The organism is Paenibacillus sp. LS1, assembly GCF_026013365.1.
Lineage (GTDB): Bacteria > Bacillota > Bacilli > Paenibacillales > Paenibacillaceae > Paenibacillus.
In genome coordinates, this window is the sequence record NZ_JAPDOE010000008.1 from 1 (window position 1) to 13,437 (window position 13,437).

The following is a 13,437-nucleotide window of genomic DNA, read 5'->3' on the forward strand; positions in this document are numbered from 1 at the left end:
ACTTTCCTTGAGAAAGTAGTATGGAACCGTGGTGTAGTTGGCCTAACATGCCTGCCTGTCACGCAGGAGATCGCGGGTTCGAATCCCGTCGGTTCCGCCATTTTTTAATTAAATATACACCGTGCCGGTGTAGCTCAACTGGTAGAGCAACTGACTTGTAATCAGTAGGTTGGGGGTTCAAGTCCTCTCGCCGGCACCATTTTTAGTATTTACATATGAATTTGTGATAGAATGTATATTACAAGAAAAAATGTTAATACTAAGATTCTCTTAGTGGATGAATGGCTTACTCTATGGCGGTCGTGGCGAAGTGGTTAACGCACCGGTTTGTGGATCCGGCATTCGGGGGTTCAATTCCCCTCGATCGCCCCATGATTTTTTAATGGGGATTAGCCAAGCGGTAAGGCAACGGACTTTGACTCCGTCATGCATAGGTTCAAATCCTATATCCCCAGCCATTTCATTATGAGTCATTAGCTCAGTTGGTAGAGCACCTGACTTTTAATCAGGGTGTCGAAGGTTCGAGCCCTTCATGACTCACCATTATATTTTGCGGTCGTGGCGGAATTGGCAGACGCGCACGGTTCAGGTCCGTGTGGGCTAACCCCCCGTGGAGGTTCGAGTCCTCTCGACCGCACCATATGTTTTGCGGAAGTGGCTCAGCGGTAGAGCATCGCCTTGCCAAGGCGAGGGTCGCGGGTTCGATTCCCGTCTTCCGCTCCAATTTTTGCGCCCTTAGCTCAGCTGGATAGAGCGTTTGACTACGAATCAAAAGGCCGGGAGTTCGAATCTCTCAGGGCGCGCCATTATTTTCATAAGTATCGGGATGTAGCTCAGCTTGGTAGAGCACCTGGTTTGGGACCAGGGGGTCGCATGTTCAAATCGTGTCATCCCGATTTTTTTTATTTGCGGGTGTAGTTCAATGGTAGAACTTTAGCCTTCCAAGCTAATAGCGTGGGTTCGATTCCCATCACCCGCTTCCTAGTAACATACAGAAAAGTCTTTGCTATAAGCAAAGGCTTTTTTTGCGTTAAAAAGAATAAGTGTATTTCTTTCAAAATAGGGTCAAATGTCATTTGATTAAGGATGGAATCTTTGTTTAAATAAATAGAACAATTCGTATCTGATTAACCGTATTTAGTTATAAAGGAGGACAAACAGTAATGAAAAGAGCTCTGGTCATTGGTGGAAACGGAACGCTAGGTAAGGCTGTTGTTGTGAAGCTGAGAGATTATTCCGTTGAGGTTATTACAGCAGGTAGACAATCCGGAGATGTTCAGGTGGATATGACGTCGACAGAGAGTATTACTACCCTCTTTGAAAAGGTGAGTAATATTGATTACGTCATAGTGGCGGCAGGCCAGACCCATTATGCAAAATTGGAAGAACTGACACCTGAGAACAATATGATTAGTGTGCAGGGCAAACTGCTTGGACAGGTCAATATTGTGTTGATTGGTCAGCACTATATTAACGATAAGGGGAGTTTCACGCTGGTCAGTGGCATTATACAAGACCACCCTATTGAGCAAGGTGCATCAAGCGCTATGGTCAATGGGGCTATTGATTCGTTTGCCAAAGCGGCAGCGTTTGAGTTGCCAAGAGGAATTCGTTTGAATTCGGTTAGTCCTAATCTGTTTGTAGAGTCCGCGGAAAAATATAAGAATTTCTTTATTGGATTTAATCCCGTACCTGTAGAGAAAGTGGCTAATACGTTTATCCAGAGTGCACTTGGGATTGAAACAGCCCAAAATTTTAAAATATATTAAAAGCTGGACAGTTATATATGATTTGATGATTACCTATCCCTAATTAATTGCAGGAAGAGAAGGGTGTAAATGAAGTGTATTTAAATGTTAAGCATGTAGAATGATTTTCATGAAACAGGACTGAATGAGACCCTTTGGAATATTAAATATAAAGGAGATCCACCGAAAATTCGGTGAATCTCCTTTTGTTTGCTGTGGATGAAACAGAGGTATATTGACTATTATGGAGCAGGTAGTCCAAGAACTTCGAGCATTTCATTACGTTTAAGCGATTCTGCAATTGGGCCGTCAATGAGCCATTTCTTTGCATTGAGGACATAGACATGACCATTTTGAACAGCGGGTAGGCTTTTCCACACTTGGAGTTGTTGGATTTCGTTGAGTTCATCTTTTGTTTTTTGCAATGCTTCAGCTGACCCATCTGAGCTAATGGACACGATAAACAGATAGTCTGCTTTGATTTCAGGCAAAAGCTCAACCGAGATACTGGCATTCATCCGTTCCGGATTCTCTGCCTCGAGTTTGGTAACGAGAGCATCGGGGGTGAATCCAATCTCATAACCCGCTCCTACATAACTGGAAGCTGGGAATGGCGTGGATGGAATGGACGAGAAGAACAAACGCATATCTTTCTCTTCTAGGCGCAGGAATGCAGCTGTAGGTTTGGTCTTGCTGATATCAGCTGCGAGCTCCTGAGCTTCAGTTAATTGATCTTTATTTTTTTGTAAAAGCTGTTCAGCCCGCTCTTCAATATCCAGCGCAGTAGCTACCTGCACGATAGACTCCTGCCAATTACGGCGATCATAAGTGATCGTAGGCGCGATCTTCTCGAGTTGTTCGAGAATTTTGGCATCCAAACTGGCATTGGCAATAATGAGGTCGGGATTGGCGCTGACTACAGCTTCAAAATTGACACTTTCATTGATGGGTTCTACAGCCACGCCTTGAGCTTCAAGTTGCTCATTCAGGTAATCTTGCCGACCAATAGGTGTAGCAAGTACCAGTGGTACCTCTAAGGAGAGGAGAATGTCCTCCATATTAATGGACACAATCCGTTCGGGATGTGCCGGGATTTCTTTGCTGCCACTGGAGCTCTCCACGGTCTTAGTAGCTGATTCAGTGGATGCGTCGCCATCTGTCCCCGCAACTGATTTCACGCCATCTGCAGATGGCTGCGAAGTGCTTGCAGGTGTCTGTCCACACGCAACAAGTAACATCGCGAGTATGAACAGTATCCCCGTTATTTTGACATAATGCTGTTTGTACATCATAATCCCCCTGTGTTTCTAATGATATTGATTCTCAGTACACTTTATATTGTAGCGGTCTAATGTTGGGGGAGACATAGCCTTCTGTGCTATCCAGTCATGGATTAATGTGCTGAGTTCTACCAAAAAGTTTGATGGTTTCATCAATAATTTGATCATGGGCATATGGTGAATAATCCAACCAAGGCATTTCATCTAGCAGATATACATGCTGGTTCTGCACGGGCATCAAATCTTGCCATAGCTGAGTATGTTGTAGTTTATACCAACGTTGCTGGGATTCTGAGTCTTGGTCCACAATCAGTAACATGCGATCTCCAACCATTTGAGGCAACTCCTGTTCATCCAATGCACGATAGACTTGCCCTGGAAGCAGATCGTGTGAAGGGGACACGCCCAGGTCGTTATATAGAACAGCGCCCCCATTACGTCGGCCGTAGATTAACAGATGACCCATCATGATATGAATGATGGAGACCGTATCCTCACCTATAAAATGAGCAAGCTGCTCTTTGGCATGGATTACCTTGTCATCATACTGCTCCAACCACTGCTGAGCATCCTGTTGCTGTCCTACAATGGAGGCAACTTGTACGAAGTGTTCCCGCCAGCTCAATCCTTTCCAGGGGATAACGATGGTAGGAGCAATTCGCTGCAGCGTTCTTTTTAACGTATGGGCTTCGTACTCATTACAGAGTATGAGATCCGGGCTCGCTTGCATCAACAACTCAACGTTGGTTTGCCAGATACGAGGATTCATTCGTTTGCTACGTCCCAGATGATAAGGGATATTTGAGAAAAACAGATTCCTATGTTGATCCCGTCGGTTATCGATCAATGCCGCATGGGGGATGATCTGCAATGCCAGCAGGTGGCCAGTCGTTCCGAAGGAAAGGGCAGCGATTTTACTGCGTTTCTGTCGTTGATAGGTAGAGGGAGACACGCCAACATATTTTTTGAATTTGCGGCTAAAGTAAAACTCGTCCTGAAAACCAACCTGTGAGGCGATATGTTTGATGGTTTGGCCGGGGACGAGCAGCATCTCTTTGGCCCGGTCCATACGAATGCTATTCACATATTCCATGGGACTGATGCCAGTGCGGTTTTTGAATACCCGCGAATAGTGCCATACACTCATGCCTGCCACTCCGGCAAGAACTTCACGAGAAAGATGCTCAGCATATCCAAGCTCAATAAGTTCAAGCGTTTGATCCAAAGCAGAGGTATGTTCGGAATCTCCTATTGCACTTTCTTTGGGAGGAGCATACACATGGGTCAACAATTCATGCATCAAAGTCTGAATACGAAATGGACGATTTTCTTGAGGTACAGAGATGCATTCATGGAGCTGGGAGGCAATTCTGGTACATTCCTGAAAAAGTTCATGTGGTAATTCATCGGCGTAAGACGAACGAAGTAACCCTTTTTGGTATACCTCCATTACAGTAGAATCCGAAATGATTTTGTTCATATCTGAAATGGGCTTTAACAGATCAAAATATATCGCGAGTCCCTGTAAAGGATGAATTTCATCCGGTGTATATTCTATCGCTGTTCCTGGCAGGATCAGATACATCTTGCCGAGTGTGGCATGATTTTGCCTGTGCCCAATACGGATATCGGCTTCACCGCCAGTACAGATGAGCAGAAGATGTGAGTCCGTTAATATGAATGGGGGAACAAAAGACGCTTGATCGAGAACTTCGGATGTCTTGAATCTTGCATATAGGTCACGGGTATGGTCACCGTTAGATATCAGTGGAAAGACTTGTAAAGTCACCAGAATCCCTCCTTAACGTGCAATAGTAACATTACATATCATGTATTTGAGAATAATTATCAATTATCGCATATTGTCATACAAATAAGAAGTCCATTATGTATAAGTCGAACTATCATTTACACGAGAACGTAGAGTACAGAATTAATCTGAGGAACGAAGCGTGCGCCTAAAAGCTTTCTGAAAGAAAGCTTCATCGAAGGTTGTTCTTCATCGGAGTGGTAGTGGAGAGAATACGAAGGAGGTTTTAGGGCTTCTAGATGTTGAAGAAGGTATGCAGATAGAAGTTTTTAGAGCATGGAACTACATGAAACATACATAACCCTTGGGCTTTATAGTTCACTACGCAAAAAAAGACAAGCCCTCTCCTACGATGTCCGCAGGAAGAGGAACTTGCCTTTTTAGTTAGAGTTAGCGATTAGTATCTTTCCAGAATAGTCTGTGTCTTCAAGCCATCGGCCGGAATCAGCCAGTTTTTGTTCTCCAGCAATTGCAGTAGTTGGGTACGCAGTCCGGATACGGCTACAGCATCATCGGTTTTGAAAGAAACTTCTACGATATTCTCAATACCTGTACCTGCTGCGTTACGGATCGGCCATACTTCGAGTGTAAGCTCTTGACCATTCCATGTGCCTTCATATCGTTGGAACGTTATCGGACCATAAGCACGGGATTGTGTAAGCTGCTGTTTGCCCCAGTTGGAGGAAGTCCAGTTTTTCAATTTGCCCGGAAGCTTGTCCAGTAACATGTTCAAGGCTGCCTGCTCCGAAGGCAACTGAACGCCTGTGGCACTGGTATCTACTTTTTTGGTATTGGAGAAGCTCAGCGTCTGTTTGCCATATCCCCAATCAATCTCAGCCTCGTAATTATCATCCGATTTATCAAATCCTTCTTGGTTAGCCAGAGTCAGCGCTGCGTTGATGTCGCCATTGATCACAGGGTAGCGTTTTTTATAAGTCAATTCGTAGTTATTTTTGTCATCCTTTTTGCGAAAACGAACGTTCCATCCTTGTTGATCCAATCCGAGAGCATTGGTGTCGAAGTACTCTACGTTAATGTTTCTTGGCGTGGAATTCAGTCCGAGTGTCTGAATCACTTCACTGCGTGGTGTCCCATCTGTATTCAATACAAGTTCCGGCTTAGCCAGAAACTTCACTTCATAAGCAGGAACGGCATTGGCAGCAGCAGAAGCCTGTGGTGCTCCCACAAATGTCATTCCACTTCCCAATGTTACGATGCTCAGCATCAATGAGGCAGTTACCTTTTTCCACTTTTTCAAAACCAATCACTCTCCTAATCTGGATTAACGTACAGACTCACTTTATCGCCCGAATATATGAAAGCGATTAAAGGGAAGCGCACATTGCGTTAACCCTGCATAGATTTGATGAATGGCAAACGATAGTTTATAGCGGATCAGGGCAATCAACCATGGAAAATGGGGAAGCCGTGACTCACCTCTCGCAGCACTTCTTTGAAGCGGTTTACCTGAACGGAAGGGTGGCGGTCCTTGTTATGTACCGTATAGATATGGCGCGGCGCTTGCTCTCCTGGAATGGGAAGAACTTGAATGAGCCCCTGCTGTTCCTCCCACTGTACCGCCATCCGAGACATGAATGAGACATGCCCTCCGATTAACACGAGCTGTTTGATCGCTTCCAGGGAATCCATCTCCACGGTGCTCCGCAAACGAATGTCATGTTGCGCGAGCCATTGATTGGTCAACCGTCGAGTACTGGATTCATTGCCATGTAAGGCAAAAGGAATCTGTGCGATATGATCGGGTGTTAATACATCCTTCTGGGCCAAACCATGCTGCGGAGAGCAGATTAATACCAAGTCATCTTCACACAACGTCTCGGCTTGCAGGGCAGGTCCAACAAACGGCTCGGAAGAGATCACCCCCAGATCAATCTGATGCCGAATTAACATCTCGCGAATAACAGGAGAAGGTTTGACGGATAAGACGATACGGATGCCCGGGAATTCCTGAGAAAAGGTATTGAGCATGGCGGGCAGCAGATATGTAGCTGGTACATAGCTTGCCCCAATGTGCAGGGTGCCCCGATAGAGGCTGTCATATTCCTTCACTACCCGCCTTGCCTCTTGGGTCAGAGCATTGATTTTAACGGAATAATGGAGCAGAGCTTGTCCAGCCTCGGTTAGAAAGGTCTTCCCACTGCGTGATTCGAATAATCGCACACCCATCTCTTCCTCCAATGACTTCATATGAAATGTAACAGTTGGTTGCTTGATCCCCAGTAACTCGGCCACGCTTGTCATGTGATGATGCTTGTCGATCAGCTCAACAATTTGCAATTTGATCAGATTCAATGTCCCAACACTCCTCTCACTTCTAATATAGATTTAATCTATGAACATCAACAGAATTCATCTAAAAAGTTAATTCCAATTTTACATACAAGACATACAACTCGCGAAAGCGGACGTTAGACTGAGAACAGTGCAAGAGACAAGTAACAGAAGACAGGCAGGGATGCTTATGAAATTAGAGATAACGGGAATTCAAAAATCATTTAATCAAACACCCGCACTGCTGCCGACAGATCTAACGCTGGAACATGGAAAGTTCACGACACTGCTCGGCCCATCAGGCTGTGGCAAAACAACACTGCTCCGCATGTTAGCCGGGTTGGAACAGCCGGATGCGGGGGAGATTCGTGCAGATGGTCAGTGTATCTACTCTGCGGCGAAGCGGATTGATATACCAACACACAAGCGTAATCTGGGCATGGTGTTTCAGGATTTTGCATTATGGCCGCATATGACCGTATACGAAAATGTAGCGTTTGGCCTGAAGGCCGGAAAACAGAAATCTGATCTGCGGCAAAAAGTGAACGAAGCACTTGGCATGGTCCGCCTGCAAGGCATGGAAGATCGGTATCCTCATCAGCTGTCGGGTGGACAGCAGCAACGGGTTGCTTTTGCCAGAGCCGTAGCCGTCAGACCTGGTGTGATCCTGTTCGATGAGCCACTGAGTGCACTGGATGCTGTACTCCGGGAAGAGATGCGGATTGAGATGATGTCCTTGGTTCGGGATATGGGACTGACTGCGCTGTACGTCACACATGATCAGATTGAAGCGATGTCGATGTCGGATGAAATTGTCGTCATGCAGAAGGGGCGGATATTGCAAAAGGGCAGCCCGGAAACGATCTACTCGGCACCAAGTGATCCGTATGTCGCTTCGTTTATCGGAAAGTCCAACTGGCTCACGCCTAATCAATCGATGGTACGTCCGGAGCATGTCACCTGGAACAAAACAGGTCATGACGATCTGTGTTATCCGGGGACGGTACTTAGTGTCAGCTATGTCGGTGAGCGTTATGAAGTACGAGTGCAGATGGAAGGACTTGGCGTATGGACAGCCTATATGAATCAAAGAGTGCGTGTGGGAGAGCTGGTTCAGCTTCATGTAACCCCTGAACGGATATGCCGAATGGATGGTTATGACAACCCGAGTGTGAAGCACAGAGAAGTTATAGCAGCGGCTAATTAAAGTAGTGAAAATCAAACAGAAACCAAGGGAGATGGAATGATATGTTGGGTATGAAAACACGGAAAAAGAGCGCAATGCTGTTATTAACTGCGGTAATGAGTATCAGTTTGTTCGGATGTAGTACGGGGAACACAACTACAGGCAACGCAGCACAACCCGCGGGTGAAGGAAACACAGCAGTAGCGGCGGAAACAACGAAACCGGCTGGCGGCAAGCTTGTCTTGTACAGTGCTGGCCCACAGAAGCTGGCAGATAACATCGTGAGCGGATTTACGGACAAAACGGGGATTGAAGTAGAGATGTTCCAGGGAACGACAGGAAAAATTTTGGCTCGTATGGAAGCAGAGAAATCCAATCCGGTTGCAGACGTTGTAATCCTGGCCTCTTTACCTTCAGCACAGGCTCTAAAAGCCGATGGACTGACTATGCCTTACCCGGACGCAGCGAATGCAGACAAGCTGAACAAGGATTGGTCGGATGCAGAGGGCAACTACTTCAGCAGCAGCGCATCCGCACTGGGTATTGTATATAACACCAAACTGGTATCTACACCACCAACAAGTTGGGCAGAGCTTGCTACGCCTGCGTGGAAAGATGCAGTGAACATTCCCGACCCTACATTATCAGGTTCAGCACTCGACTTCATCACAGGATACCTGAGTGCGAATGGTGAAAAAGGATGGGATCTGTTGAGTGCCTATAAAGCTAATGGTGTAGCGATGGCAGGCGCTAATCAGGAAGCACTTGATCCGGTCATTACGGGTGCTAAAAGCATCGTAGCAGCAGGTGTGGATTACATGGCGTATTCCTCCAAAGCAAAAGGTGAACCCCTGGATATCGTATATCCTGAGGAAGGCACGGTAATCAGCCCAAGACCGGCAGCGATTCTGAAATCCAGTCCAAATGTAGAAAATGCCAAAGCATTCATTGACTACCTGTTGTCCGATGAAGCACAGAAGCTTGTTGCAGATGCTTATCTGATCCCAGGCCGCGAAGACATTGAAGCGACCAACCGTGCCAATGTGAAGGATATTCCACAACTTAAAGTGGATTGGAACTGGATGAGCGAACATGGCGAAGAGACAGCAGCACGTTTTTCGGAGACTTTTAAATAAGAAGAAATAGGATAGATACAATTAGGCAAAAGGAATACCTGCTGTCTGTGGAAAGTCATGTGAGGTGAACGTAGTGAAACCTGTTGGAATGGACAACAACCGAATTTTTCGGAGAGTGGGCGTGATTCTGGCCCTCTTTCTGCTGACCATAAGCATTGGCGTGCCGCTCTTGCTGATCTTCTGGCAAAGTGTGTATCCGGACGGGCAATGGGACTGGATGGCCCCAATTCGCACGATTACAGGTCATCATCTATCAGGTGTATTGCTGAACTCCATCTGGCTTGGCATCTGCGTTGTAGCGGTAACCACACTGCTGGCGCTGCCGCTTGCCTGGATGATGGCGAAGACCCGGATGGGCGAACACCGCTGGGTCGATGTGATCCTGATGATTCCGTTCATGACTCCGCCGTATATCGGCTCGATGGGCTGGATTCTGTTTATGCAAAAAGGGGGATACCTTCAGCAATGGGTGCCTTCATCTGCGAGCTGGAGTGAGCTTTTCTTCAGCTTCTGGGGCATGGTGCTCATCATGAGCTTGCACCTGTTCCCGTTCCTGTATCTGCTGCTTCGGGATGCATTAATCCGCATCGGTGGCAATCTGGAAGAAGCGGGAGCTGTGCACGGTGCACGTGCGGGGTACCGTTTCAGACGTATTATTTTACCCCTGTTGTTGTCGTCCTACGGCATGGGAATTATGCTGGTCTTTGTCAAAACGATTGCGGAATTCGGAACACCGGCAACCTTTGGGCGCAAGATTGGCTATTATGTCATGACCTCTGAAATCCATAAGTACATCTCCAGTTGGCCGATTGATTTCGGTAAGGCGACTTCGCTGGCATCGGTGTTGCTGTCCGTCTGTCTGGTGATGTGGTATATGCAGTCAGCCATGAGTCGAAAGTTCACGTATCGTCTGGTTGGGGGCAAAGGGCAACGTTCGAAGCGATATTCTCTTCGTGGCGGAGCGGGATGGTTATGCGGGGCGTATCTTGCGATCCTGTTGATCCTGTCGATAGGTATTCCGTATTTCTCGATCATCGCCGCTTCGACCATGAAGCTACGGGGATCGGGACTCGCATTTGATAATCTGACCTTGGATCATTACAAGGAGCTGTTATCTTGGGGATCGGTGAGTATGAAGGCCATCGGGAACAGTCTCGGGCTATCCCTTGCGGCTTCAACGGTCGCTGTTATTATCGGTACGGGGTTTGCGCTGGCGATCGGCAGATCATCTTCATTCATGCAGCGTGTGATTGACTTGTTCAGTCTGTTGCCTAATACGGTGCCGGGCATCGTGATGGTGGTGGGTCTGATCCTGTTCTGGAACTCACCTTGGATGCCAGTCACGTTGTATAACACCTACGGCATGGTTGTTCTCACGTACGTTGTTCTCTTCTTGCCTTACACGGTGCAGTATGTAAAATCGAGCTTTACCCAGATTGACGGAACATTGTTCCAGGCTGGGCAAGTCTTTGGCGGGAAGCCGCTGTATATTCTGCGGCGTATCCTGATCCCGCTGATCCTGCCTGGCATGCTGGCGGGCTGGATGATGACCTTTACGATTGCTACCCGGGAGCTGGTAGGTTCGTTGTTGATTCTTCCGCCGTCGATGCAGACGTCGGCTACGTATATTTTTGCCCAGTTTGAACAAGGTCAGGTGTCGTTGGGAATGGCGATGGCCGTTGTGACTGTAGGTATGACGGTGCTGATGCTGCTGGGAATCGAACTGCTGAATTCAAAGAGAAAGTGGAATGCATCATGATCAAACTGAACGTATGGGGCGGTGCAGGGGAACATGGACGTTCCGCCTATCTCTTGAGTGGGAGCAATGTTCGCCTTTTGCTGGATTGTGGTGTGAAAAAAGAAGGTACGGGCGAGTATCCGATGATTGACCCGGAGATTGTCCCGCAACTGGATGCGGTCTTCTTGTCCCACGCCCATGAGGATCATTCTGTCGCCATCCCATTGCTGTATAAGATGGGCTACCAGGGTGAAGTGTGGACGACGAGAGAGACGAGGGCACAGCTGCGTACGTATTTTGCCAACTGGCGTAGGTTTGTAGAGCGTGTAGGCGAAGAACTTCCTTATGATGAAGCAGATGAGCAGGCTATTCGTTATCGGTATCTGGAGGATGAGATGGTATCCCAAACCTGGTTCGAACCCATTCCTGAAGTTAAAGTGATGTGGGGACGGAGTGGACATTTGGCTGGATCGGTGTGGTTTGGGCTTGAAGTGGAAGCTAAGCGGATTTTTTATTCCGGGGACTACACGTCCGAATCGATGTTTTTACAGGCGGATTGTCCAGCAAAGGTGTTCTCGCAGGCAAGCATGATTCGTGAAAATCTGTTGTTTGATGCTCCGAGTAGCGAGCGGTGGGGTACGGAGGAACTAATCGCCATGAACAGTGGGCAAAAGGCTGGAGAATTCATAGCGTCACAGGATCGGATATCTGTTGCATCAGAGGCGTCGCCAAGCACACTCGTATCCATGGAGATATCCATCAAGCAGGGAAATTTCACATCCAACGGAGCAGATGGAGCAGGCAGAGCAAACCTAACAGACGTAGCAGAAGTATCTTCTGTCGGGCTGGTGGATCTGGCGATCGTTGATGCGGCCTATGGTACGGACCAAGATACACAGGCTGACAAACTGGAACAGCTCGAACGGGCCATTCGCCAGACAATTGCTCGAGGCGGAAAGGTGCTCTTACCCATGCCTGTCGTAGGGCGTGGACAGGAGATCCTACTGTGGGCACAGCAACAATTCCCGGCTGTTCCAATCGTAGTGGAGCAAGGGCTGGTGGACGGTATGAAGCAGCTTATGCATGTTCCATACTGGTTGAGGGAGCAGGGAGCGCATGTCACTGGAAGTCCGTTACAAGACGAAATAGATTTCTTTCTGACTGGACGAGGATGGGATCTGCCTACGACCACTCTAGAGCGGGAACAACTGTTGAATCAACATGCTGCTTCGCTATGGTTCATTCCGGACGGCATGATGCAGTCCTCGCTTGCCCGCTGGTATTATAGCCAATTATCAGACAGCGAGGAGAACCTGATTCTGCTCACCGGGCATGTTGCTCATGGTACATTTGCTGATAAGCTGCTACAGGTTCCTGACAACTATGGAGCATGTGAGGTGCGGAAAATACGCTATAAAGTGCATCAGGGCTGGAAGGATGTTGAGCGGATGCTGCTTGGAATTCCAGCAAGGCATACGGTCCTTGTGCATGCTGAACGAGCAGAGACGGACAGATTAAAAGAAGGTTTACTCAAGAATAGCCCATCACCGGGAACAGTGATACATTCACTGTCTGCTGGTGACGAGCTATATGTGTGAATTGTGCATGAAACGAAGTGTTGCGTTCGTTATCTGAGAGCGTCCCTGGGGACGTTCTTTTTCCATTGTTGTCTGATCAGTTAGGGTTCGCGATGAATGGGGTGCTCCAGTTCGGCATGACCCATCAAACTATCCACGGCTTCACCGTCCACCAGTATATCCAGGCTATTTACTTCATCAAATTGAAATATCGTTGTTGTTAAAGCTTCCAATGCGAGCAGTTCTCCACTGGTACCGAGATTGGCTTCAGCGGGGATATGAACATCCAAAGTCACCGTACCCTCAGCATATTGGATAGACAGCAATTCCACCTGCTCCCACAGGGAAACGAGCTCTGAATCGGTGTTTGTTTGCATAGCTGCAAATGTTTTTTCATATTTTTCGGAATCTTCCTCGTATTCAATTTCCTGCTCTGTTTTCTCAAGCTCCAGTACCTGAGAGTCTGCCAAGTAAATGTCGACGACTTGTGTATTCATTTTGTCTAGATCCACCTCCGGTTCAGATGGGTTTGGTGACTGCGCCTGTCCTCCCTGAACAGCAGGTTGATTCGATCCGGATTCACTCACTGGCTTCTGGGCACATCCGACTCCGATAAGGATCAAGCATGATAATATAAGTGCACAACCTAGCTTCTTATTCAAAGAATCAC

Annotated in this window: 10 protein-coding genes and 10 tRNA genes; 15 read left to right on the top strand and 5 right to left on the bottom strand. The window is 47.4% G+C overall.

What is annotated here, in order from left to right; genetic code table 11:
- The first annotated feature begins 22 nt into the window (after positions 1-22).
- The 11 genes from OM416_RS22900 to OM416_RS22950 all read left to right on the top strand — a co-directional run bounded on the left by OM416_RS22900 (position 23) and on the right by OM416_RS22950 (position 1,769).
- A tRNA-Asp gene (locus tag OM416_RS22900) sits at positions 23-100 on the top strand.
- Positions 101-123: 23 nt separating this feature from the next.
- Positions 124-199: transfer RNA gene (locus OM416_RS22905), tRNA-Thr, on the top strand.
- 97 nt (positions 200-296) lie between these two features.
- A tRNA-His gene (locus OM416_RS22910) sits at positions 297-372 on the top strand.
- An 11-nt stretch (positions 373-383) separates the two neighbouring features.
- A tRNA-Gln gene (locus OM416_RS22915) sits at positions 384-458 on the top strand.
- Between the two features lie 9 nt (positions 459-467).
- Positions 468-543 (top strand) — tRNA-Lys (locus OM416_RS22920).
- Positions 544-552: 9 nt separating this feature from the next.
- Positions 553-640 (top strand) — tRNA-Leu (locus tag OM416_RS22925).
- Positions 641-648: 8 nt separating this feature from the next.
- Positions 649-723 (top strand) — tRNA-Gly (locus tag OM416_RS22930).
- 6 nt (positions 724-729) lie between these two features.
- Positions 730-806: transfer RNA gene (locus OM416_RS22935), tRNA-Arg, on the top strand.
- A gap of 16 nt (positions 807-822) precedes the next feature.
- Positions 823-896 (top strand) — tRNA-Pro (locus tag OM416_RS22940).
- Between the two features lie 12 nt (positions 897-908).
- Positions 909-979: transfer RNA gene (locus OM416_RS22945), tRNA-Gly, on the top strand.
- A gap of 184 nt (positions 980-1,163) precedes the next feature.
- The gene (locus tag OM416_RS22950; RefSeq protein WP_264933338.1) at positions 1,164-1,769 is read left to right on the top strand and encodes a short chain dehydrogenase; all 606 of its coding nucleotides are present in this window, start codon (positions 1,164-1,166) and stop codon (positions 1,767-1,769) included.
- A 221-nt stretch (positions 1,770-1,990) separates the two neighbouring features.
- Here the strand turns inward: OM416_RS22950 and OM416_RS22955 are convergent, their stop codons facing one another.
- From OM416_RS22955 to OM416_RS22970, 4 genes are all read right to left on the bottom strand, one after another.
- Positions 1,991-3,040, bottom strand: coding sequence for an ABC transporter substrate-binding protein (locus OM416_RS22955; protein WP_264933339.1), 1,050 nt, complete (start codon positions 3,038-3,040; stop codon positions 1,991-1,993).
- Between the two features lie 94 nt (positions 3,041-3,134).
- Positions 3,135-4,817, bottom strand: coding sequence for a helix-turn-helix domain-containing protein (locus OM416_RS22960; RefSeq protein ID WP_264933340.1), 1,683 nt, complete (start codon positions 4,815-4,817; stop codon positions 3,135-3,137).
- Between the two features lie 418 nt (positions 4,818-5,235).
- Positions 5,236-6,096, bottom strand: a complete 861-nt coding sequence (locus OM416_RS22965) for a hypothetical protein (protein ID WP_264933341.1) — start codon at positions 6,094-6,096, stop codon at positions 5,236-5,238.
- Positions 6,097-6,242: 146 nt separating this feature from the next.
- Positions 6,243-7,151, bottom strand: coding sequence for a LysR family transcriptional regulator (locus OM416_RS22970; RefSeq protein WP_264933342.1), 909 nt, complete (start codon positions 7,149-7,151; stop codon positions 6,243-6,245).
- Positions 7,152-7,320: 169 nt separating this feature from the next.
- On the opposite strand from OM416_RS22970, the gene OM416_RS22975 reads away from it, so the two are divergent.
- From OM416_RS22975 to OM416_RS22990, 4 genes are all read left to right on the top strand, one after another.
- Complete coding sequence (locus OM416_RS22975) at positions 7,321-8,337, top strand: ABC transporter ATP-binding protein (protein ID WP_264933343.1); 1,017 nt, start codon at positions 7,321-7,323, stop codon at positions 8,335-8,337.
- A gap of 41 nt (positions 8,338-8,378) precedes the next feature.
- Positions 8,379-9,452 (top strand): ABC transporter substrate-binding protein, encoded by a 1,074-nt coding sequence (locus OM416_RS22980; RefSeq protein WP_264933344.1) that lies wholly within the window; start codon positions 8,379-8,381, stop codon positions 9,450-9,452.
- Positions 9,453-9,540: 88 nt separating this feature from the next.
- The gene (locus tag OM416_RS22985; protein WP_264933716.1) at positions 9,541-11,211 is read left to right on the top strand and encodes an ABC transporter permease; all 1,671 of its coding nucleotides are present in this window, start codon (positions 9,541-9,543) and stop codon (positions 11,209-11,211) included.
- The gene (locus OM416_RS22990) at positions 11,208-12,788 is read left to right on the top strand and encodes an MBL fold metallo-hydrolase (RefSeq protein WP_264933345.1); all 1,581 of its coding nucleotides are present in this window, start codon (positions 11,208-11,210) and stop codon (positions 12,786-12,788) included. Before OM416_RS22985 ends, OM416_RS22990 begins: the two co-directional genes overlap by 4 nt.
- A gap of 80 nt (positions 12,789-12,868) precedes the next feature.
- Here OM416_RS22990 and OM416_RS22995 read toward each other — a convergent pair whose 3' ends face one another.
- The gene (locus OM416_RS22995) at positions 12,869-13,429 is read right to left on the bottom strand and encodes a GerMN domain-containing protein (RefSeq protein WP_264933347.1); all 561 of its coding nucleotides are present in this window, start codon (positions 13,427-13,429) and stop codon (positions 12,869-12,871) included.
- Between the last annotated feature and the right edge of the window lie 8 nt (positions 13,430-13,437).